This window comes from Paracholeplasma manati, from assembly GCF_025742995.1.
Taxonomy (GTDB): domain Bacteria; phylum Bacillota_I; class Bacilli_A; order Acholeplasmatales; family UBA5453; genus Paracholeplasma; species Paracholeplasma manati.
In genome coordinates this window covers 21,000-42,085 of sequence record NZ_JAOVQM010000009.1, presented here as the reverse complement: position 1 = coordinate 42,085, position 21,086 = coordinate 21,000, and the positions used below count along the sequence as shown (strand labels likewise).

At 41.5% G+C, this 21,086-nt stretch carries 27 protein-coding genes and 1 tRNA gene; all 28 read right to left on the bottom strand.

Annotated elements, in window-relative coordinates:
• Complete coding sequence (locus N7548_RS08115; RefSeq protein ID WP_263608972.1) at positions 1–372, bottom strand: (2Fe-2S) ferredoxin domain-containing protein; 372 nt, start codon at positions 370–372, stop codon at positions 1–3.
• A complete protein-coding gene (locus tag N7548_RS08110) occupies positions 356–880 on the bottom strand; it encodes an ATP-binding protein (RefSeq protein ID WP_263608971.1) in 525 nt (174 codons plus the stop codon). The genes N7548_RS08115 and N7548_RS08110 overlap by 17 nt, the downstream gene beginning before the upstream one ends.
• On the bottom strand, positions 873–1,550 hold the full coding sequence (locus tag N7548_RS08105; protein WP_263608970.1) for a PHP domain-containing protein: 678 nt from the start codon (positions 1,548–1,550) through the stop codon (positions 873–875). Before N7548_RS08105 ends, N7548_RS08110 begins: the two co-directional genes overlap by 8 nt.
• Entirely contained in the window at positions 1,547–1,882 is a 336-nt protein-coding gene (locus N7548_RS08100) for a hypothetical protein (protein WP_263608969.1), read from the bottom strand. Before N7548_RS08100 ends, N7548_RS08105 begins: the two co-directional genes overlap by 4 nt.
• The gene (locus N7548_RS08095; RefSeq protein WP_263608968.1) at positions 1,875–2,300 is read right to left on the bottom strand and encodes an ATP-binding protein; all 426 of its coding nucleotides are present in this window, start codon (positions 2,298–2,300) and stop codon (positions 1,875–1,877) included. Before N7548_RS08095 ends, N7548_RS08100 begins: the two co-directional genes overlap by 8 nt.
• Positions 2,294–2,677 (bottom strand): hypothetical protein, encoded by a 384-nt coding sequence (locus N7548_RS08090; protein ID WP_263608967.1) that lies wholly within the window; start codon positions 2,675–2,677, stop codon positions 2,294–2,296. The genes N7548_RS08095 and N7548_RS08090 overlap by 7 nt, the downstream gene beginning before the upstream one ends.
• Positions 2,667–3,158, bottom strand: a complete 492-nt coding sequence (locus N7548_RS08085) for an NADH-quinone oxidoreductase subunit NuoE family protein (protein WP_263608966.1) — start codon at positions 3,156–3,158, stop codon at positions 2,667–2,669. Before N7548_RS08085 ends, N7548_RS08090 begins: the two co-directional genes overlap by 11 nt.
• 197 nt (positions 3,159–3,355) lie before the next feature.
• Positions 3,356–5,185 carry a glycoside hydrolase family 3 protein gene (locus N7548_RS08080; protein WP_263608965.1) on the bottom strand — a complete coding sequence of 610 codons (1,830 nt, stop codon included), beginning with the start codon at positions 5,183–5,185 and terminating at the stop codon, positions 3,356–3,358.
• A gap of 145 nt (positions 5,186–5,330) precedes the next feature.
• Entirely contained in the window at positions 5,331–6,746 is a 1,416-nt protein-coding gene (locus N7548_RS08075) for a nitronate monooxygenase (RefSeq protein WP_263608964.1), read from the bottom strand.
• Between the two features lie 25 nt (positions 6,747–6,771).
• Complete coding sequence (locus N7548_RS08070; protein WP_263608963.1) at positions 6,772–7,308, bottom strand: biotin transporter BioY; 537 nt, start codon at positions 7,306–7,308, stop codon at positions 6,772–6,774.
• A gap of 1 nt (position 7,309) precedes the next feature.
• Positions 7,310–7,825: a biotin--[acetyl-CoA-carboxylase] ligase gene (locus N7548_RS08065; protein WP_263608962.1), complete on the bottom strand. Its 516-nt coding sequence runs from the start codon at positions 7,823–7,825 to the stop codon at positions 7,310–7,312.
• Positions 7,825–8,250: a 3-hydroxyacyl-ACP dehydratase FabZ gene (fabZ, locus tag N7548_RS08060; RefSeq protein ID WP_263608961.1), complete on the bottom strand. Its 426-nt coding sequence runs from the start codon at positions 8,248–8,250 to the stop codon at positions 7,825–7,827. Before fabZ ends, N7548_RS08065 begins: the two co-directional genes overlap by 1 nt.
• Before the next feature lie 2 nt (positions 8,251–8,252).
• Positions 8,253–9,485, bottom strand: coding sequence for a beta-ketoacyl-ACP synthase II (fabF, locus tag N7548_RS08055; protein WP_263608960.1), 1,233 nt, complete (start codon positions 9,483–9,485; stop codon positions 8,253–8,255).
• Positions 9,486–10,229 (bottom strand): 3-oxoacyl-[acyl-carrier-protein] reductase, encoded by a 744-nt coding sequence (gene fabG / locus N7548_RS08050; RefSeq protein ID WP_263608959.1) that lies wholly within the window; start codon positions 10,227–10,229, stop codon positions 9,486–9,488.
• Complete coding sequence (locus tag N7548_RS08045) at positions 10,213–11,139, bottom strand: ACP S-malonyltransferase (protein WP_263608958.1); 927 nt, start codon at positions 11,137–11,139, stop codon at positions 10,213–10,215. The genes fabG and N7548_RS08045 overlap by 17 nt, the downstream gene beginning before the upstream one ends.
• The gene (locus tag N7548_RS08040) at positions 11,139–12,071 is read right to left on the bottom strand and encodes a DUF561 domain-containing protein (RefSeq protein ID WP_263608957.1); all 933 of its coding nucleotides are present in this window, start codon (positions 12,069–12,071) and stop codon (positions 11,139–11,141) included. The genes N7548_RS08045 and N7548_RS08040 overlap by 1 nt, the downstream gene beginning before the upstream one ends.
• 1 nt (position 12,072) lies before the next feature.
• The gene (locus N7548_RS08035; protein WP_263608956.1) at positions 12,073–12,993 is read right to left on the bottom strand and encodes a beta-ketoacyl-ACP synthase III; all 921 of its coding nucleotides are present in this window, start codon (positions 12,991–12,993) and stop codon (positions 12,073–12,075) included.
• A complete protein-coding gene (locus tag N7548_RS08030; RefSeq protein ID WP_263608955.1) occupies positions 12,974–13,795 on the bottom strand; it encodes an acetyl-CoA carboxylase carboxyltransferase subunit alpha in 822 nt (273 codons plus the stop codon). Before N7548_RS08030 ends, N7548_RS08035 begins: the two co-directional genes overlap by 20 nt.
• Positions 13,788–14,660, bottom strand: coding sequence for an acetyl-CoA carboxylase, carboxyltransferase subunit beta (gene accD, locus N7548_RS08025; RefSeq protein WP_263608954.1), 873 nt, complete (start codon positions 14,658–14,660; stop codon positions 13,788–13,790). The genes N7548_RS08030 and accD overlap by 8 nt, the downstream gene beginning before the upstream one ends.
• A complete protein-coding gene (accC, locus tag N7548_RS08020) occupies positions 14,653–16,017 on the bottom strand; it encodes an acetyl-CoA carboxylase biotin carboxylase subunit (RefSeq protein WP_263608953.1) in 1,365 nt (454 codons plus the stop codon). The genes accD and accC overlap by 8 nt, the downstream gene beginning before the upstream one ends.
• Positions 16,007–16,471 carry an acetyl-CoA carboxylase biotin carboxyl carrier protein gene (gene accB, locus N7548_RS08015; RefSeq protein ID WP_263608952.1) on the bottom strand — a complete coding sequence of 155 codons (465 nt, stop codon included), beginning with the start codon at positions 16,469–16,471 and terminating at the stop codon, positions 16,007–16,009. Before accB ends, accC begins: the two co-directional genes overlap by 11 nt.
• A gap of 440 nt (positions 16,472–16,911) precedes the next feature.
• Positions 16,912–17,193, bottom strand: a complete 282-nt coding sequence (locus tag N7548_RS08010) for a cytochrome b5 domain-containing protein (protein WP_373425190.1) — start codon at positions 17,191–17,193, stop codon at positions 16,912–16,914.
• A 281-nt stretch (positions 17,194–17,474) separates the two neighbouring features.
• A tRNA-Val gene (locus tag N7548_RS08005) sits at positions 17,475–17,549 on the bottom strand.
• Positions 17,550–17,600: 51 nt separating this feature from the next.
• Positions 17,601–18,089, bottom strand: a complete 489-nt coding sequence (locus tag N7548_RS08000; protein ID WP_263608950.1) for a GNAT family N-acetyltransferase — start codon at positions 18,087–18,089, stop codon at positions 17,601–17,603.
• A complete protein-coding gene (locus N7548_RS07995; RefSeq protein ID WP_263608949.1) occupies positions 18,086–18,517 on the bottom strand; it encodes an SRPBCC family protein in 432 nt (143 codons plus the stop codon). Before N7548_RS07995 ends, N7548_RS08000 begins: the two co-directional genes overlap by 4 nt.
• 6 nt (positions 18,518–18,523) lie before the next feature.
• Positions 18,524–19,204, bottom strand: a complete 681-nt coding sequence (locus N7548_RS07990; RefSeq protein ID WP_263608948.1) for a DUF4956 domain-containing protein — start codon at positions 19,202–19,204, stop codon at positions 18,524–18,526.
• Positions 19,204–19,920 (bottom strand): polyphosphate polymerase domain-containing protein, encoded by a 717-nt coding sequence (locus tag N7548_RS07985; protein ID WP_263608947.1) that lies wholly within the window; start codon positions 19,918–19,920, stop codon positions 19,204–19,206. The genes N7548_RS07990 and N7548_RS07985 overlap by 1 nt, the downstream gene beginning before the upstream one ends.
• 112 nt (positions 19,921–20,032) lie before the next feature.
• Positions 20,033–21,040 (bottom strand): AEC family transporter, encoded by a 1,008-nt coding sequence (locus tag N7548_RS07980; protein ID WP_263608946.1) that lies wholly within the window; start codon positions 21,038–21,040, stop codon positions 20,033–20,035.
• Between the last annotated feature and the right edge of the window lie 46 nt (positions 21,041–21,086).

Sequence of the window (21,086 nt, the reverse complement as noted above, 5' to 3'; positions counted from 1 at the left end):
TTATTTGTCCTTTCTTTCGGAGAGTAAATATTTCGTGATCGGTTGATGGTTCACAATGTGTCTTTCGACAATTTGTCTGACCATCGGAATCGTGAGTGCACAATAAATGTAAGATTGTCCTGATTCGTCGATGATCTCAGCCATCGGTTCATGGGCACATTCACCCATGCATCCCACTTGGGTTACCGTCACATTTTTCAATTCACTGAGTTCGATTTGTTCTAAAAAAGCATTCAAAATCGGTCTCGCACCACTGGCGATGCCACAGGTACCCATCCCAACTTGAATTCTAAAGCCATCCTTTTGATAACGCATCGTCATCTTTTTTAAGGATTCATCACGTAACTGCTTGAGTTCATCTAGTGTTTTCATTTGCCACCTCTATTAATTTTTCTTGAACGTAATTGTATAATTGGTTTCTTTGTCGATACGTTTTGATGGTTTGATTGAGTCCTAATGATTCGAAATCCAGTCTAAAATCATCAAAGCTGAATATTAGGTTTTGGACCCCTTGATGCATGTATAAATCTGCAATCAATGCCGAAATATCACCCATCTCTGGAAAATCGATGTGTTGATCATCAAAGCCTAAAGATAAGGTTGTCCCCACACCCAATTTGGATGTGATTTCAAAGTAACCATTCGTTTGAATCGTTAAATCGTGGATCAGGGAAAGGCCTAATCCCACTGTTCTTGTTTTTCTTGAAGAATAACTGAATGTTTTGACTTTCATCAAGGTGGCTTCATCCATCCCAACGCCATTGTCTTGGATGGTGACGCGTAATAACCCTTGATGCTTCATGTGCAATTCGATGTTTGACGCTTTCGCATCAATCGAATTTTGAATCAAATCATATAAGTAATCGGTGAATTTAGTCATGATGGAAATACCTAAAGAATGCTTCTATCGTTAATTCATCGAGTTCGATTTGATTGTGTTCTGTCCGTTCTGATATATCGATGATTTGATGGGCATCGCTATTTTTAAAATGATTTTTTGCCTGCTTTAATTCGGGATTTATGAATTCAATGCCATCGAGTGTGTATCGATCGACATAATCTTTACCACTACGACTCTTTTTGTCGAGGTGTGCATAGATTAAGATGTGTGGAAATGCTTTTAGATTTTCGATGAGTTCTTGTAGAGTCCATTCAATAGGATTAATGAGCAAGTATGGTGCTTCTGCCACAAAATCATCATGGATATCACAGATGTATTGCTCACCGAATTGTTCTGGTTGATTCATGATTTTCGGTAAAGCTTGTTCGAGTAAAAGGTCAAAAGCCAACGCGTCGTCGATGTGTTTAAAGTAACACAAGACGTCAAAGTCTTCTTTCACGGTGATTTCTACCCCTGGGATAAACAACAAATCATAGCTTTGAGATAGCTCATGACACACCTTCAATTGTTTTAACGAATTGTGGTCGGTGATGGCGATGATGTCCAAGCCTTTTAAAGTTGCCATATTAAAGATGTTGTTGGGTGTCATTAAGACATCACCACACGGGGATAAAACGCTGTGGATGTGTAAATCATACGCATAGGTCATAAGAGACCTCGTTTCACCAGGTCAATGATGACTTCATGGGTTAGATAATCGGTTTTAACTAAGGTGATGTCTTCTAAAGTCGCTTTTTGGATAAAGGATTCCGTTACTTCTGCATCCTTTGTCAAAATGATGACATTGAAATCCACCATCATGGCTAGATTCAGCGTTGAGTTCGTTGAAATCAAAGTGATGAGCGCCATGTCTGGTTTCATGTGTTTAATCGCTGTCGATAATAAATCGGTTGCGTAAACCCCTGTAAAAACGCGGTCTTCAAGATTTGGGTTTAAAATCGTATAGTGTGTATTTTCAAGGAGAATGGATAATTTAGGCATCGCGTTCACCTATCGTAAAGATCATTTTTAAGTGGGTCCCTCGTGGGGTTGAATGGATGGTAAGTCGGTCGGAGAGCTCTTTGATATTATTGAGTCCCATCCCCGCGCCAAATCCATTCAAATGGGCAATTTGACTCGCCGTTGAATACCCTTTTTTCATCGCTAATTCGATGTCTGGAATCCCAGGACCATCGTCAAAAAAATTCAGTTCTATGTTAGCTTCATTGACTTCATAAGTCATATACCCACCGACGGAGTGGATGACGATATTGATTTCAGCTTCATAGGAAGCGGAACAGACACGATTGACATACAATCGAGGGTAAGTGGCCATCGATTTGAGCAGTCGTTTGAGGTCAGAGGACGCCCTACCTGCCAAATCAAAGTTGCCAGCTATGATTTGATGTTCTTTTACCATTGGATGTTATATTTAACGCCGCGGATGCCTTTTTCAAACAAAATCCCACTCGCATTGAACATCGTGGTATCGGTTGATAACAACATCACTTGCGCTTCATGTGCCAGTAAAATCACTTTTTCAGAGGGAATTTTACCTCTGACCAATAAAACCACATCGACATCGAGCATCTCTGCAGTTCGAATCGATTGTTGGGTGGCCAATCCAGTGATTAGGATGGTATGTTCGAGGATGGTTGGGTCTTTCACAGAATTCATGATGACCAAGGCATCGCTCATCAAATCGGAACAAAAAGCAAAGTTGATTTCTTTGTCTTTCATCAGTGATGGTGTATAGCTTTTCGCTGCCATCAAACCCATGAGTTCATTAAGCTTCATGATGGGCTTCCTTGAGTTCTTTGATGATGTCTTTGACCTTAGAGACGTTGGCGTTCCCGTGAATCGCACCGTCTACAGAAAAAACCGGTGCTAAGCCACAGGCACCAATACAACGGGTCGCCACCAACGTGATTTCGCCATCTGGGGTGGTTTCTTTTTCTTTGATTTTGAGTTCGTTTTCTAATGTTTCCATGATGTTCTTAGAACCCCTGACATAACAAGCGGTGCCTAAACAAACAGAAACGGTATGTTCGCCTTTAGGTGTAACAGAAAAGTTGCCATAAAAGGTGACAACACCATTGATCTTGGCGATGCTTTCACCAAGTTCTTCAGAAATGATCTTTTGAATGGTTAAAGGAATATAACCAAAAATGGTTTGAGCATCATGCAGTGTTGGCATGAGCGGTCCCGGTTTTTGCTTGTTTTCCGCCATTCTAGCATAAAAAAGGTTGAGCTTTTCTTGACAAATGTGGTCTTTCATATTCATTTTTCTCCTGTAATGTATCGTAAATTACACCCTCATTGTATCATAAGATTATATAAATAATAGACACTAATTTAGAAGTTTTACATATAATTGCAATGATAACGGTTTCATCATAATAACGCCAAAAAACGATGATAAATAGAACAAAAAAGTCCGATTATTCGGACTCTTTAGAATGATTATAAAATGGTTTAATTGGAGTAGGTTAACCCATACCCATATGGGAACAGATAATCTTCAGGGTTATAATTTGGATTTAACATCGTATCTGCTGCTTGTGACGCATTGAGTGGATAGGTATAAGGGAGTTTCCCAACAAAGTTATAATCCCCGTATAAGACATCGGTAATCCCAGCCCCTTCAGTGCCAGGTAGGAATGCCATTACAAACGCATCGAACCCGTCAATGTAATCTGTCACTAAGAGTGGTTTGGATGACAACATAATGGCGATGACTGGCTTACCTGTGTTTTTAACTTGGTTGATCCAGGTGAGGTTTTGAGGGTAGCCTGTATCGTCGATTAAGGATAATCCTACAGAATCACCCATCATTTCAGCGTGTGGTCTTTCGGATATCACCAAGACAATCGCATCTGCTTTATCAACATCGGCCATATTGGTATAGATTTGTCCAGAGGTGGATTCCCTAAACGCTTTTAATATGGAAGTGCCCGCAATGTTTAAATTGTCACTGCCTTGCCACGTCATGGTCCAACCACCAGATTGGATACCAATGTTGTTTGACCCTTGACCGACGACTAATAAATCCATATCTTTCGATAATGGCAATACATTTTGTTCGTTCTTTAATAATACTAAGGATTCTCTTACCGCTTGTCTGGCGACTGCTAGACTCTCGGCGTTTCTTAAATCCGCTGCAAGTCGTTCTTTGGTTTCAAATAAACCCAATTCATATTTTACGGTTAATATACGCGATACCGCGTCATCGATGCGTGCCATTGGGATATCACCGGTTTGAACACCGATTTTGATCGCTGCGATGGTGTCTTCAAAATTATGGGGTTGCATCAGCATATCGATGCCAGCATTAATGGCTGCTGCTACCTTCTGTTCAAAACCATTCTCTGCGATATTATCAATCCCGTTATAATCCGATATAACAAACCCCTTAAAGCCCATTTCACCTTTTAAAACATCGGTAATCATGTGGGCATTCTCATGCATTTGTAATCCATTTAAACTGCTGTAAGAAACCATGATGGTTTTAACCCCAGCTTCAATGGCTTCTCGGTATAACGGTAAATGAATATTTTCTAAATCATCGAGTGTAATCGTCGCGTTTCCGCGGTCTAATTTACCCCCTAAACCCGTCCCATACGTGGTGTATCCATCACCCACAAAGTGTTTCGCAGAGGCTGCGATCCCATAGGTTTGTAAGCCTTCAATGTAAGGTCCAATCAAATTCATCGGAACGGCAGGGTTTTCACCAAAGGTTTCATAGGTTCTACCCCATCTTTTGTCTTTAATGATACCGAGTGAAGGTGAAAAATTATACGTGAGTCCAGTTTGTGCGATTTCATAAGCTGTGACTTCACCAATCGCTCTCATAAGCTCTGGGTTGTTCGCAGCAGCTAACCCAATGTTGTGTGGGAAAATCGTCGCGTTTTGTAAGTTCCCATGACCATGCACCGCATCTACCCCGTAAATCAATGGGATACCTGAAGAACTGGTAATCGAGGCTTGATAATACGATTGATACATCAAGTACCAACTCGGTACATTGTTGGTTGCAGGCACATTCCCACCCCCATTTAAAACAGAACCGATGTTGAGTCTTCTTGCGTCATCGACAGAGATCCCGTTATTGTTATTGATTCTTTCTGCTTGAATCATTTGACCAGCTTTTTCATCTAAGGTCAAATTAGCAATCCACCACTCGACTTTTTCTTCGATGGTGTCAAAATCTTCAGGTCCATCAATGACTTTAGGGCTTTGGTTGGTACAGGCCATCAATACAACCAATAATAAAATCACTTGAACCAAATTGATAATTTTTTTCATACATCCTCCCAAATTTTGAATCGTATGGTTTGTGTTTAGGAAACCGATTTCACAAACATCCAAAACCATTATAACTGTTATCGAAAGGTATGTAAACCCATAGAAAGCATAAAACCAATCCGAGGGTTCGGATTGGTTTGCTTATTTATGTATTTAATAAATAGTTCAACACATCTACAGCTGAATAACTATACGATTCAAGATCAACAAGTGGTCCTAAAAATAACAAATCATCCCCTGAAGTAACCAAAGGCAATTCATCATGACCATTTTTGCGTTTTTGACCTAAACCAATGCCAGCCACTAAACCATTGCACAAACATTTACGACCCACGGTATCTTCGACTTTGCCACCTTTACGGACATAATCTTCTACCGGTTCCGATGGGCATCGATAGCCAATGGAGCCATTATCTTTACGGTATGCTTCACGCAAATACCCTAAATCACACACACGTTTTCTCGATGCGTATGTATCATCTTCTGACAATGTTCCTTCAACGCTTGCAACTTTAAATGGGAACCCGGTTGGAGAGGCTTTGATATCGGTTTTAACACGCACTGTTCCTTCAATCACTTGACGTAACACGCGTTGTTTTAAAGTAGCTTCAAAGCCCGATTCATTGGAAAAAGCGAAGGCTGTACCCACTTGAATACCTACTGCACCTAAAGATAGGGCTTTTTGAAGACCATCAGGATTACCAAACCCACCTGCTAACCAAAACGGCTTGTTGATGGCTTTTAAGGCTTCAAAATCAACCACATCACGCGCACCATAAATAGGTTCACCAGACTCAGTGAGTGCGTAATTACCACGAGGTGGTGCATTGTGCCCACCAGCCACAGGTAATTCCACCACGAATCCGTCAGGCGAACCAAATTCACTTTTCATCAAGTAATTGGCCAACGTATGTGAACCAATGATGGCTAAGAATTGTGGTTTGGTGAGTTCAGGCAACGCTTCATCTTGGGCGAATGCTTTGGGTGAAAAAGTCGATAGTTCAATGTCATTTTGTTGTTCATTGGCAACCTTAATCGGTAGACTCGCGTCTTCATGGTTGGTTAGTTTTTTAATCACATCCGGAATTCTATGTGGAATACCAGCACCCATCAAAATGTAATCCACACCCGCTAAAATAGCCCCATAAATGGATGCTAAAGTAGGAAATTGGATTTTCTCTAAGAAGTTTATGCCAACGACACCGTTGTGACCTTTTTTAGCTAAATGAACTTCAACAAAGTTCGCTACCACGATGAGTTCATTCAAATCTTCTGAAGGATGAATGGTCGGCATTTCAACCATTTTAAATGGGTCTTGATCGCTTTTCACTGAAAACTTCGCTTTGATCTTTTCAATCACTTTTTTAAAAGGGAAATGGTTCATCGCTTCTAAATAGACTTCATTGCCTTTTTGCATGAGTCTTCGAGCGAAGGTCAAACCGAGTGCTGTCCCTGAGACCACACCGAGTTGTCCAGCGCGTGATACGGTATTGGCGAGTTTTGTTGAACTCACGCCCACACCCATCCCACCTTGGATGATTTTAGGTAAAAATTTAGTCATTACTGTTCCTTTATTGGGGGTTGCCCTAATGTGTAGATAGTTCGTATAAGGATGGCATTTTTTGGTACACAGTATGTGCGATGACCACTTTTAAGATGTCTAATGGCACAAATGGAAGTAATAGGGTGATGCCTTGAATATAGGACATGGATAGAACATAGGATAACCAAATGGCTGAGACAGCGTATAACAATACAATCCCAAATCCAAAGGTGACCAGTAAATCCACAGCCATTTGTTTGTCTTTCGATTTAAATCTAGCAATCAAATAAGCTACTAAGGGAAACATCATCAAAAACCCACCTGTGGGTCCAAGCAGAGCGGTTAAACCACTACTACCACCAGAAAAAACGGGTAAACCCATCACACCAATGAGGATGTACAGACTCAATGTCCATAACGCATCTTTGGGTGTAAACAAATAGGCAATTAAGAAAATGATGAATGTTTGAATGGTTAACGGTACCCCACCAAATACGATGATGGGTGGTACCAAATATACAGATATGCATAAAATAGCCGTCATCGCGGCTATTTTGATCCAATGGTTGAGTTTCGTCATGTTAGTCACCATAGGTAGATAGTAAGAATTGAATGAGCGATTCAAACACGCCATCTACATCGAGATTATGTTTTAATTCTAAAGCCATGGATGTCGCATTTAAGCCTTCAAAGTCGGTTTGATTGACATTGAGTCCAAACCCGATGACCACGTAATTGAATCGTTGAGCATCGCTTTTGGATTCGGTCAATATGCCACAAATCTTCTTTGTCCCAATATAGAGATCATTGGGTGCTTTGAAGGTGACGCTTAAACCTTGGTTTTGAAGGTATCGAATGAGCCCTTGTTCTACCCATTGTTTATGAAACTCGACTTTATCCAGTGCGATATCCTTTAACAGGATGGAACACAGGATGTTGTCATTGGGTTTCGATGACCATGTGCGATCAAACTGACCACGACCGGCCGTTTGGTGACGGGTTCTCACGATCGTTAAATGCGATAAGGCTTCGTAATGGGTTTTTAAAAATGTGTTGGTAGAATCGAGTGTCTTGTATTCTAAAATGGTATAGCTCATCAATTGCCTACAGCGAATGATATGTTGGCTTCACACACCAGTTCACCATTCACATACGCTTTGCCGGACCCAAAACCGAACGGTCCACGGACTTTCGTGATTTCACATTCTAAGACGAGTTCATCGCCTGGTAAGACACTTTTTCTAAATTTCGCGGATTCAATACCAGTGAAAAACGCGATTTTGCCTTGATAGCTTTCAGAGGATAACAACGCGACGGCACCGACTTGTGCTAAGGACTCAATGATGAGGACCCCAGGCATCACCGGTTTAGATGGGAAATGACCTCTAAAATAGTCTTCAGTCAGTTTGACATGTTTAACACCAATAGCCTTTTTAAGGGGTTCTAAAAACGTGATTTCATCGATCATCAAAAATGGGTCACGATGCGGTAATATTTGTTTGATTTGTTCTTGATTGAGCATGTCTACACCTTTTTAAAGATGATGGCAGCGTTTTGACCACCAAAACCAATATTGACGTTCATACCGTATTGGATATCTCGCTTCACAGCCACATTCGGTGTGTAATTGAGGTCACAATCTGGGTCTGCTTTTTCATAGTGAATGGTTGGTGGAATCATACCGGTTTGTAAGGCTTTGATCACAGCGATGGTTTCAATCGCACCGGCTGCACCTAAGGCATGACCTGTCATTGATTTGGTCGATGAGATGTTAACATCATAAGCCGCTGGTCCAAAGGCTTTTTTAATGCCCATCGTTTCGAACTTATCATTCAAAACAGTCGATGTACCGTGGGCATTGATGTAACCCACATCTTTTGGTTCAATACCCGCGTCTTGAAGGGCTTGTTTTAAACATAGGGTAATCCCTCTGGCTTCTTCATCGGGTGATGTCATATGAAATGCATCGGTTGAAGACCCATAACCCACCATTTCGGCGAGAATCGGTGCACCTCGTTTAATGGCGTGGTCATACGATTCTAGCATGATGATGCCTGCGCCTTCTGCAATCACAAACCCACTGCGTTCTGCGTCAAATGGAATCGATGCACGGTCTGGATTGTTTGAGGTATTTAAGGCTTTCATCGCAGCGAATCCACCGACACCAATGCCATTCACTGGGGCTTCTGCGCCACCGGTCATGGCGATGTCTAAATACCCATCACGGATATAACGGAACGCTTCACCAATCGAGTTGGTGGCTGCTGAACATGCCGTGACTTGAGGTAGATTTGGGCCATAAATTTGATATTTGATCCCAATCTTCGCCCCGATCAAATTGATGATGGAGTTTGGAATAAAGAATGGCGACATGCGGTCTTGACCACGGGTCGCGAAGGTAGAGACTTCTTCTTGGATGGTTGTTAATCCCCCAATACCGCTACCTACGAATAGTCCAAATCGAGTGCGGTCAATGTCAGCACCTTCGAGTTTGGCTTGTTTATACGCTTCATCGGCTGCGATTAAAGCGAGTAAGACCGCACGGTCTGAACGCTTGACTTCTTTACGGTCGATGAAATCTTCAAAGTTTAAATTTTTAACTTCACCAGCCAGTTTCACTTTCCAGTTGGTGGTATCTTCTAAGGTAATAAAGTCAATCCCGTTTTTACCTTCAATCATCGCTTGAAAGGAGGATTCAACGGTATTGCCTAAAGGACTCACCAGTCCTAGTCCAGTAACAACAACTCTTCTTTTCATCTACATCACCAACCCGCCATCAACTTCTAAGGTATGACCTGTGATGTAAGCCCCGAGTGGGCTTGCAAGAAAGGCTACCACTTCAGCGACTTCGGTATCTTGTCCAAAGCGTTTGAGTGGGATTTGAGCTTGCCATTGGTTTCTGACATCGTCCGATAGTTTTCTCGTCATATCGGTCTCAATAAAACCAGGTGCAACCGCATTGACCGTAACTTCACGGGATGCGAATTCTCTAGCCAATGCTTTGGTTAACCCAATCACACCTGCTTTAGCCGCACTGTAGTTGGTTTGTCCAGCATTGCCTAAAACACCGGATACAGATGAAATATTAATGACACGACCATAACCGGATTTTAATAAGGTTTTAGCAGCGTTTTTAGTCACATTCCAAACCCCTTTAAGGTTGGTATCGATGACGCGGTCAAATTGGGTTTCACTCATACGCAAGATGAGTGCGTCATCTGTAATGCCCGCGTTATTGACCAAAATATTGATCGTACCAAAACGTTCAATCGTGGCAGCCACCAATTTTTCAGCGTCTACAAATTTTGAGATGTCGGCTTGGACGATGAGGGCTTCACCACCAGCCGCTTCGATTTCTTGTTTTAAGGATTCTGCTGCTTCTGCAGAACGGTTGTAATTGATGACTACTTTCGCACCGTAGGCTGCCAAAGTTTTTGTGATGGCGCGGCCGATACCAGCGGCACCCCCTGTGATAATCGCTACTTTATTGGATAAATCCATGGGTTAATAACCATCCTTTCAAATTGTCTAATTCACTATATTTGCCAAAACTGAACGTTTCCAGTTCTGGGTTGATTTTCTTGACCAATGGCCCCAACACTTGTCCAGGACCAATTTCTAAGAAATGGGTAAAGCCATCCAATGCCATTTGTTCAATCGTTTGTTGAAAACGCACCGAACTATAGACTTGTTTGGACATTTCTGATTTCAGTGTATCTAATGAAAGTGGTTGGGCTGTCGTATTTAAATACACAGGAACAGCTGGGTTTTGAAGCGTCATTTGGCTTAAGTAATTCAAGAGTGATTCACCAGCGGGTTTCATCAAAGGCGAATGAAATGCCCCAGATACAGCCAACTTAATCACACGTTTCGCACCAGCGGCTTTTAACAGTTGTTCTGCTTCTACAAACGCTTGTTCTTCACCACTAATGACGGTTTGAATCGGGCTGTTGTAGTTGGCACAAACGACTTTACCAGTGGTGACTTTAGCTAAGGTTGCATCCACATCTGAAGCACTTAGCCCCAAGACCGCTGCCATGAAGCCTTGTGTTTTTAAGGTTTCAGCTTGCATCAATTGCGAGCGTTCATGAATGAGTTTAATCGCGTCATGAAGCGTTAAAACATTGGATGCATAAAGTCCTGAATATTCCCCTAAACTAAACCCTGTCAACCCTTGATAGGTTGGCTTTAACTCTTTTACAATCTCTAAAGCCAATATGGATGTTAAGAACACCGATAACTGGGTATATAAGGTTTCATTTAAGCGTTCACCTGTGGTTATGGCACTTAAGATATCCAAGCCTGTGGCTTGTTGTGCCGTATTGAATAGCGCTTCATGATTGGGAAAATCTAACCCCATCCCGATCGATTGTGCCCCTTGACCAGGGAATAATAAACCGAGTTTACCCATTATAATACACTCAATTGTTGACGGTATTGATCGACACCATCAAATAGTTCACTTAAGACTTGTTGAACTGATTTAACTTCTTTGATTAAACCAGAGATTTGCCCTGCCATAAATGAACCACGATCAACGTCACCATCGAATACCGCTCTTCTCAAAGAGCCTAAGGTTAGTTTTTCAAGTTCAGCCAGTGGCACGCCTTGTTCAGCAATTCTTAAATATTCCACTGCCATTTTATTTTTGAGTACACGGACAGGTGCGCCAGTACCTCTACCAGTAACCACTGTATCGGTATCTTTCGCATCGACCACAATTTGTTTGTAGTTGTCATGAATTGGGCATTCTTTGGTAGCCAGTAACACAGTACCCACTTGAACCCCTTTCGCACCTAGTGCAAAAGCGGCAAGCACACCTCTTTGGTCGGCAATTCCACCAGCTGCAATCACTGGAATACTAACCGCGTCCGCGACTTGTGGAATCAACGCCATCGTGGTGAGTTCACCGATGTGTCCACCAGATTCTGTCCCTTCAGCGATAACCGCGTCGACACCAGCACGTTCCATACGAACCGCCAAAGCGACGGATGGTACTACTGGAATGACTTTGATGCCAGCGGCTTTCCATGCGGGAATATAAATCCCTGGAGACCCCGCACCGGTTGTAACAATTTTCACGCCTTCTTCAATCACCACTTGTGCAATGTCTTTCGCATGTGGACTCATGAGCATGATGTTCACTCCAAACGGTTTGTCGGTTAAAGTCTTACACTTTTGGATTTCGGTTCTAACCCAATTGGCGTCATAACCGCCAGCCCCGATTAAACCAAGCCCACCAGCGTTTGATACCGCACTGGCGAGTACTGCATTGGCGATGTTCGCCATACCCCCTTGAATGATGGGGTATTTTGTCCCTAAAATCTCTGTTATATTTTTCATATTAAACCTCTACGATGGCCGAACCCCAAGTGAAGCCGCCACCGAACCCTACCAAAAGGACTCTCTTATTTTTATATTTTTCTCGATATTCAGCAATCAAAATTGGAATGCTCGCTGCCGATGTGTTGCCATAGGTTGCGATATTGAGTTCGAACTTTTCCATGGGAATGTTCATCGATTTCGCTACTGATTGGATGATGCGTTCATTCGCTTGGTGCGGTAAAATCGCGTCAATATCGTCAATCGTTAAATGATTGACCTCAAGGATGTGTCTGATGCTTCGTTCAACCACATCGGTCGCGAAGACATAGACCTTTTTCCCATCCATGCGAATCGTTTTATCCACCGTTAGAATGTCGGTCATGTCGGCTTTCGACGCGTTGTAATACGATGCTTTGGCTAGTGGGTTTTGTTCAATCACCACTGCACCAGCACCATCACCAAATAGGATGCAAGTATTACGGTCGGTATAATCTAGTACCGAAGATAATTTTTCAGACCCGATAACCAACGCACTTTGATATTGATTGGTTGAAATGAGTGAGGATGCGATTTCTAAGGCATACACAAAACCTGTACATGCCGCATTCACATCAAAACTCATGATGCCTTCTTTTAAACCCAATCGACCCATCACGAGATTAGCGACCGATGGGGTTTGACGTTCAGACGTGATCGTTGCGACAATCACCAAATCAATTTTGGAACGATCATAACCTGAAGATTCTATCGCGTCTTTCGCGGCGAAATACGCCATATCCGTGGAGGTTTCTAACTCGGCTTTTCTTCTTTCTTGAATACCAGTTCTCGTTCTGATCCATTCATCGGATGTTTCAACGATTTGTTCTAAATCTTTATTGGTGACGATTTTTTCTGGGGTATACTTTCCAGAAGCCACCACTTTAACGTTGTGTAAGTTCACTCGATACTCCTTCTAAAAATACGCCCATTTGACGGTATTTTTGATATCTTTTTGGCAAGATTGTTGTTATTTTTTCTTGGGTGATTTGAGCCATCTTACTGCTCAATGCACTCTTTAAATGGAATAAACCTTCTTTGGATTCGTGTAAACCAGCCCCTTCAGGGATGATTTCATCGATGATATTGAAATGCAGTAAATCCTGGGCTGTCAATTTCATTAGAGATGCGGCGTGTTCTGCTTGTTTTGCATCTTTAAATAAAATGGATGCGAACCCTTCTGGCGATAAAATCGAATAGATGCTGTGTTCAAACATCATGACATGGTCACCCACGCCAATCGCTAAAGCACCACCAGAACCGCCTTCCGATAATACGATGACTAAGATAGGCACTTTTAAACCCATCATTTCTTGAAGGTTGAACGCGATGGCTTGTGCCTGACCGCGTTCTTCTGCCCCTAAGCCTGGATATGCTCCTGGGGTATCGATGATGGTGATGATCGGACGTTTGAATTTTTCAGCTTGTTTCATTAAACGTAACGCTTTACGGTACCCCTCAGGGTGAGGCATACCAAAGTTATGTAGAATTTTATCGTTGGTAGAATCGCCTTTTTCTTCAGCGATGATGGTGACTGGAATGCCGTTTAAAGTTGCGATACCGCCAATGATGGATTTATCGTCACTGAATTGACGGTCCCCGTGGAGTTCAATGAAATCATCGAACAAGGTATTGATTAGGACACGGCTGGTTGGTCTTTTTGGATGTCTCGCTAACAAGACGTGTTGCCATGCGGTATTAGACATGTTGACCTCCATGGAACAATAATAGTTTTGCTAACGTAGGACGGATGTCATGTCTGGATAAAACCAAATCCACTTGACCTTTGTCGAGTTGAAACTCTGCGGTTTGAAAGTGTGGCGGTAAATCTTGTTTGATGGTTTGTTTGATGACCCTCGCACCTGCAAATCCAATGGTGGCTGTTTTTTCAGCGATGTTGATGTCACCTAACGATGCAAAACTCGCGGCGACACCTCCAGTGGTTGGGTTAGTCATAACGCTGATGAATAAAACCCCAGCTTGATTCAAATAGTATAAAGCCCCAGAGGTCTTCGCCATTTGCATCAAAGACAAGATGCCCTCTTGCATACGCGCACCCCCAGAAGCGGAAAAGAGGATGAGTGGGCGTTTATCTTTGGTTGCGCGTTCAATCAGTCTTGTGACTTTTTCACCAACAACACTGCCCATAGAACCCATCATAAAATAGCTGTCTAAGACGCCAATATAACATGGGTAACCAAAAATCGTGGCTGAACCACCCACAAATGCTTCGTTTTGATGGGTGAGCTTCTTCGCACTTTCCATTTTGAGTTCATAATCTGGCATCTCTAATGGGTTGGTCGATGTGAGGTCTTGATCCACTTCACAGAAGGTGTTGGGGTCTACTGTAATCGTGATGCGTTTACGTGCCCCAATTCTAAAATGGTGTCCACAGTTTGGACAAACCGATAGTTTTTGTTCTAATTCTTTTTCATAGAGTGCGGCCCCACACTCGTCACATTTAACGAAGAGCCCATCGGGAATGTCGATGGGTTTGTTTTTACCGATGTTTAGGAAGCGTTCTTTAAATTCCTGTATACGCTTCTTGCGTTCGCTGATAAAATCACTCATTGCGCTTCGCCTCGTATCTCGCGTTGAATTTTGCGATAAAGCCGGTGTCATATTGACCCTTGATGAATTCTAAGTCATGCATGATCAAATATTGGTATTCAATGTTGGTTGAAATGCCTTCAATGACAAACTGTTCTAAAGCAACACGCATTTTTTTAATCGCTTCTTTACGATTTGGTGCGAACACAATGAGTTTCGCTAACATCGAATCATAAAACGGCGGTACGACATACCCTGGATAAATATGGGTATCCATTCTAACCCCATTACCACCTGGGAATAACACATTTAAAATCTTACCCGGGGTAGGGATGAAGCCCTTACTTGGGTCTTCTGCGTTGATACGGCACTCAATGGCGTGGCCTAAAATAACCAAGTCTTTTTGTTTGAAAGACAATGGCTTGCCATAAGCGACTTTGATTTGTTCTTTAACCAAGTCAACCCCGGTAATCAATTCAGTCACTGGGTGTTCAACTTGAATTCTCGTATTCATTTCAATGAAATAATAGTTACCTTTAGGGTCCACTAAAAACTCCATGGTACCGGCGTTTTCATAATTGATGGCTTTCGCAAGCTTTACAGCCGATTGGCCTATTTTTTTACGCAATACTTCATTTAATACAGGTGATGGGGCTTCTTCAATCATTTTTTGATTTCTTCTTTGCGTTGAACAGTCGCGCTCAAAGAGGTGAACGACATTACCAAAGGCGTCCCCCATGATTTGGATTTCAATGTGTTTTGGTGATTCGATGAATTTTTCGATGTAGAGTGATTTGTCACCAAAGGAAGATAAAGCTTCCAATTGGGTACGCTCAAAGGCACTCATGAGTTCTTCATCTGAGCGTGCAATACTGATCCCTTTACCACCACCACCTGAGGTGGCTTTAATCATCACTGGATATCCAATTTTTTTCGCAATCTTAATGGCTTCGTGGACATCTTCCAAAATCCCATCAGACCCCTCAACCACAGGTACCCCATTGGCTTTCGCAATCGATCTTGCGCTGGCTTTATCACCAATCAATTGGATGGTTTGTGAGTTGGGGCCGATGAATTTGATTTGGATGGATTCCACCATTTCAACAAATTTAGCATTTTCGGATAAAAAACCGTACCCTGGGTGAATGGCATTACACCCAGTAGCGACAGCTGCTGATAACACTGCATTCATGTTCAAATAAGACTCTTTGGACTTTTCTTTCCCGATACAAACGGCTTCGTCCGCGAGTTTAACATGCAGTGCGTCTTTATCCGCTAAGGAATAGACGGCGACCGTTTCAATGCCGAGTTCTTTGGCTGCTCTGATAATCCTAACAGCAATCTCGCCACGGTTCGCGATTAAAATTTTATTTTTCATGTTCCGACACAACCATCAGTTCGTGGTCATAACCCACGACTTCGCCGTTTCTGACGAAAATCTCTTTGATCACACCATCGAAAGGTGAGGTGATTTCATTCATGATTTTCATCGCTTCAATGATGCAGACGACTTGGCCCTTTTTAACGGGTTGTCCAACTTCTACATAAGGATTGCCATTGATGGTTGCGGATGCATAAAATGTCCCGACTAATGGGGATTTAATGGTGTTTTTAGGTGTATTTAGGGATTGTTTTACTTCAGATAGCGGTGCAGCAGTTACTGGTGTTGAAACCACTGGTGCGACCGGTGTATTCACAGTTTGTACGACAGGTGTTGGTTCGAATTTGTTTTTCGATAATTTGAGTTTGAAATCTTCCATTTCAAGCTCTAAAGTCATCAAAGGTGAATTCTCAATGTCTTTGATGATGGCTTGCAGTTCTTTTATGGTCATAATTCTCTTTCTCTTTCTATAAAGTGTGTTTACACAACAGAGATCCTTCGCTTAAAATGAGCTTTGCCCAAGATAATTGGTCTCTTTTGTGGTGAAGCAATTCAGTCCGGTATTCTACGTGGATAGGTGTTTAATGTTCGATGTATGATAATGATCCGCGGTAGAATGGTTACCATCTCCCCCGTTAACGCATAAGTTGTTTTGATGTTCAAAATATACGTGCATGCACCTATTTTAGCACCATCAATCCACCTTGTAAACCCCCATTAAATTGTAAGCGTTTTTAATATCTTGAATTTCAAAGTATTTTCCAAAAAAACATAAAAAAAAGCACCGTATAATTGCTTATAGGTGCGAAAAACCATTGTTTTTTTATTTAATTAGAATCTTTTCAAATAAATCGATTTGAACGATATTTCATTATAAAAAATTTAACTTCTTTAATCGTTTATCAACGTGCCTACCACTGGTAATCCAGCCAGTACAGATTTGCCGTGTGGACTCGATAAAATGACTGCGGATGCATCTGTACCAGCCAAACGTTGACCATTATGAGAACCGTTCGTCCAGTTGTCTGCATTTGTAACATCATATACCACACCATCTACTGCGACATAAGCTTGTCGACCGCTTTGACCATCGAAATTAGCCAGTTCCGCCAGTGTAAATGTCTGTTCTTCTACTTCTGGGGTATTAGAGGTACACCCTACTATAAATGTCATTGTCATCAATAATCCAATCAATAATAATACTTTTTTCATCATAAAGCCCCCTTTTTACTGTAGTTTATCGTAAAGTGTTTCAATTTCAAATTGGTTTGCTCAAGCATGTCAATGAATCGAATCATCAACTATCACAATAAACATATGCTTATAATGAATTTGATAACATTTAAATGGTTATAATTACAGATTAACACCATAATTCACGAGTATCAAATATAATTAATATAATAAAAACCACTCAACAGAATCAACTGTAAAGTGGTATTTTTCTTGATGAATGGTGGAGGCTAAGGGGATTGAACCCATGACCCCTTGCACGTCAAGCAAGTGCTCTCCCGCTGAGCTAAGCCTCCACGCATAATCTATTATAATGAATATGATTCATTTGTCAAAGACTTTTTTGATTATTTGTCTTTTTGATAAGCCAAACGCACCCTGTCGGTGGTTTGATTGAGGTAGATTTTCCCACAATAGGTGAATCCCTGTTTCTTCAATAGGTTTTGCATCGGGACATTCAATTCATGGGTGTCGATGCGAATGCTTTTTGCCTGTAAACCGGTAAACACATAATCGATCAATGCAGCTGAAATACCTTTACCGTAATGACCTGCTTTGGTTGCGATACGGTGAATGACTTTATAAGGTAAATCGGACAACCATGCCCCTTCAATCACATCATAGGTAGGTTCATAATCAAATACGGTCATGACCCCTAAGATCTCTGTATCCTCATACACATAGAGTGCTTTTTGTGCGATATCGGCGTAAGTGATTTCAACCACGGGGTGGTTGTTTTGCCACTGCGGTGAACCATAGGAAGCGATGAGTGTACGTCCATCTTTATAAATGGCTTGGATGGCTGGTATGTCTAGTATTGTCGCTAATCGGATCATAAATTCTCCATGTAATGTTTAAAAGTGACCATGTCTTCTTCGGTTTTTTTCATGTACTCTAATTTATCTTGGCCATCGTCTTTGGGGAATTGGAAGGTCACGTCCATCGTCCAAAGTGTCCCTTTTTTCGTATCAATGAAATGAGATATGCACTTGTTCTTTACTTCACCTAAGATGAATAATTGATGAATGCTGTTAGGCAAATCACATTCTACAGTGATTTCTGCCATATGAATCTCTTGTTTTTTATACAGATAAACCAAATCCACAATGGCGCCTGGCTGTAAATATTGACCTTGTTTTAAGGCATATGACTGTAGCGGTGGTTCTTGATAATTGACAAACTGATCGTAGTCAAATAATTTTTCAACGACCGTTTGACGTGGTAATTCGATTTCAATCGAAATGCGGTATTGAAAGGATTTCATGGTAAACTATTCGACGGTTCTTTCTAAATACTCCTGAGTCAATATGATGTTTAAATTGCCATTGATGACCCTTAAATCATCGATGAATAGTTTTTGGTTGATGCCATTCTTCATATTGATCAAATAGGTAAGTTCGAATGTGGTACCAAAATCAGTCGTCTTGACTTTTTTGAGTTTCGCATACATACAGTAATTGTTTAATACGGGTTCAAATGCACCGACATAATTTAGACTTTCAGGGACCACAATTTTGAGTTTCGCATGGTTGTCTTTGATTTCATCTAGTTTTACAAAATGGATGAATAACAACAACGCGATGATGAAGGCTGTGATGATTAAAGCGTACCCAATATACCCCATCCCAGTCGCTAAACCAATCGCGACGGTTGAAAATACAAAGGTGATGTCTTTGGTATCGCTGATAGTGGTTCTAAAACGTACTAGGGTGAATACACCAGCTAAACTGAACGCTCTCGCAACGTTATCCGAAACCAACATAATGATGATTGAAATGATGAGTGGTAACAACATCAACGTAACCACAAATGAACGGTCATACCCTTCTTTACGGCGAATATAGGCGAGGGCTAAGGATAGTAACATCCCCAAAACAGTGGTAACCACCAAGACAATGATGACGGTGGTATAAGTGATATTCGTCATCGGTAATTTTAAAAAGTTTTCCATTATAATTCTTCTCCTTGTATACTGATACGATACGCTTCACCATATTTAGAAAAGCTTCTCGCAAATAAATTCATTTGTGATAATTTGTGTGCCAACCATACCGGGAAATTTTCACCGGATTTGATTTCAATTAAGTAGTGATCCTTCGGTAACAACGACTGTCCGCCGCTCAATAGGAAACTGACGTCTTCACGGCGTATATCGATACGTCTATCGATGGTCACTCTCAGTAGGTTTTGTGCATCGGCCATCGCTCGGCGTTCATAGGCGATGTAATAGTTCGGTTGAACTCGATTACATTTCAAATAATAGTCAATTTCATTCAGCACCTGATTAGACATATAATCAGACACCTGTGGTTTAATCCCCTGCATGACGAACCGATTGGCTTCTTCATAGGTCATGATGAGCCGTCTCTTAGTCACTTTACCATCGATTTTCTTTTTGATTTCTAAGAATACCAAATCGGTCGGTTGGACAGGACAGGTATAACTTCTTAGTCTCAATTTGGCTTTATAGGGCGGTTTATCTACAGATTGCCTAATGATATTTTGATCGACCGTATCGTAATAAATGTTATAGATGGTGTAGTAATCGTCTTTTGAATAGTCGTCAAAGGTTAAATACTGTGATAAAAAACCGACGAGTTCGTCTTTTTCTGCTTTGGTCACCAAATATTTTTTTTCAAATCGATTGAACGATTGTCCTAATGACATACGATAAAACCTCTGTAATTCATACTGTATTTATTTTAACACAGACTTTACAAATTCTTGACGATTATCAAAATAAAAACACGATTCCCTTTTGAAAGAGAATCGTGTTGGATTAAATGAGTCCGATACTTCTTAGAACAACGACAATACCAAAGATGGTAAACACCGAAAATAAGGAGGTCCAAACGACCAATTGGGCTGCCAGTGATTCGTCGGCTTTCATCTCAGAAGCCATGACCGCTGAGGATACCGCAACAGGGGAAGCGAATAACGCAATCATACCTGCAAAATAGCTGCTTTTCATTTCAAAACCAGGGAAGATCACATCCACTAAATAAATGAGTGAGAAGCCTAAAACAGGGGCGAATAGGAGACGTCCAATCACCCCAATAGAAACTTCACGCATCATACTAGCGAGGGCTTTAAATTTAAACTGTCCACCCAATACGATGAGGGCTAGTGGGGATGCGATGTCCGCGACATACTTCACGGCTTGATATACGAATGGTAAATCCGCTTTGATAGTGAAAACCAATTCGCCATCCACTTTAGGTATAAATTCACGAATGATGAGTAATATTGAGCCCACAACAACACCAATGATCAGTGGGTTTTTCACCACGTCTTTGGCTACTTTTTTGAAGGATAGATTGCCGTGTTCTTTGTTGAACATGGTTAAGGACAATACGGCTAGAATATTGAATAAAGGAATGGTAAAGGCAGCTAGAATGGACACCAGTGCAGCGGCTTCTCCCCCGCCCAATGAGGTTGCGAGAGGCAAGCCAATGATGGCGAAATTGGATCTAAACAAACACTGTAAGACCACACCTTTTCGTTCATCCTTAGGGACCAACCAAATCACAATACCTAAACCGATTAAAAACAATAAGAATATCCCTACAAGGGCAATCATCACAATGCCAAACTCAATTTGATCAATCGACCTAACATCATAAATATTCTTCGCTAATAAAACAGGCAAGGCAATAAAAAACACAAATCGATTCGCCATTTTCAAGAATTTCTCATCGAAAAAATGGACCCGCATCAACCCATAACCGAGAACGATCAATAGGACAATCGGCATAATGGCGTTGATTGCAAACCACAATGTTGACATAATTGTATAAACCTTTCTTTAGTTCGACCCAAAATTGAGGTAGGGG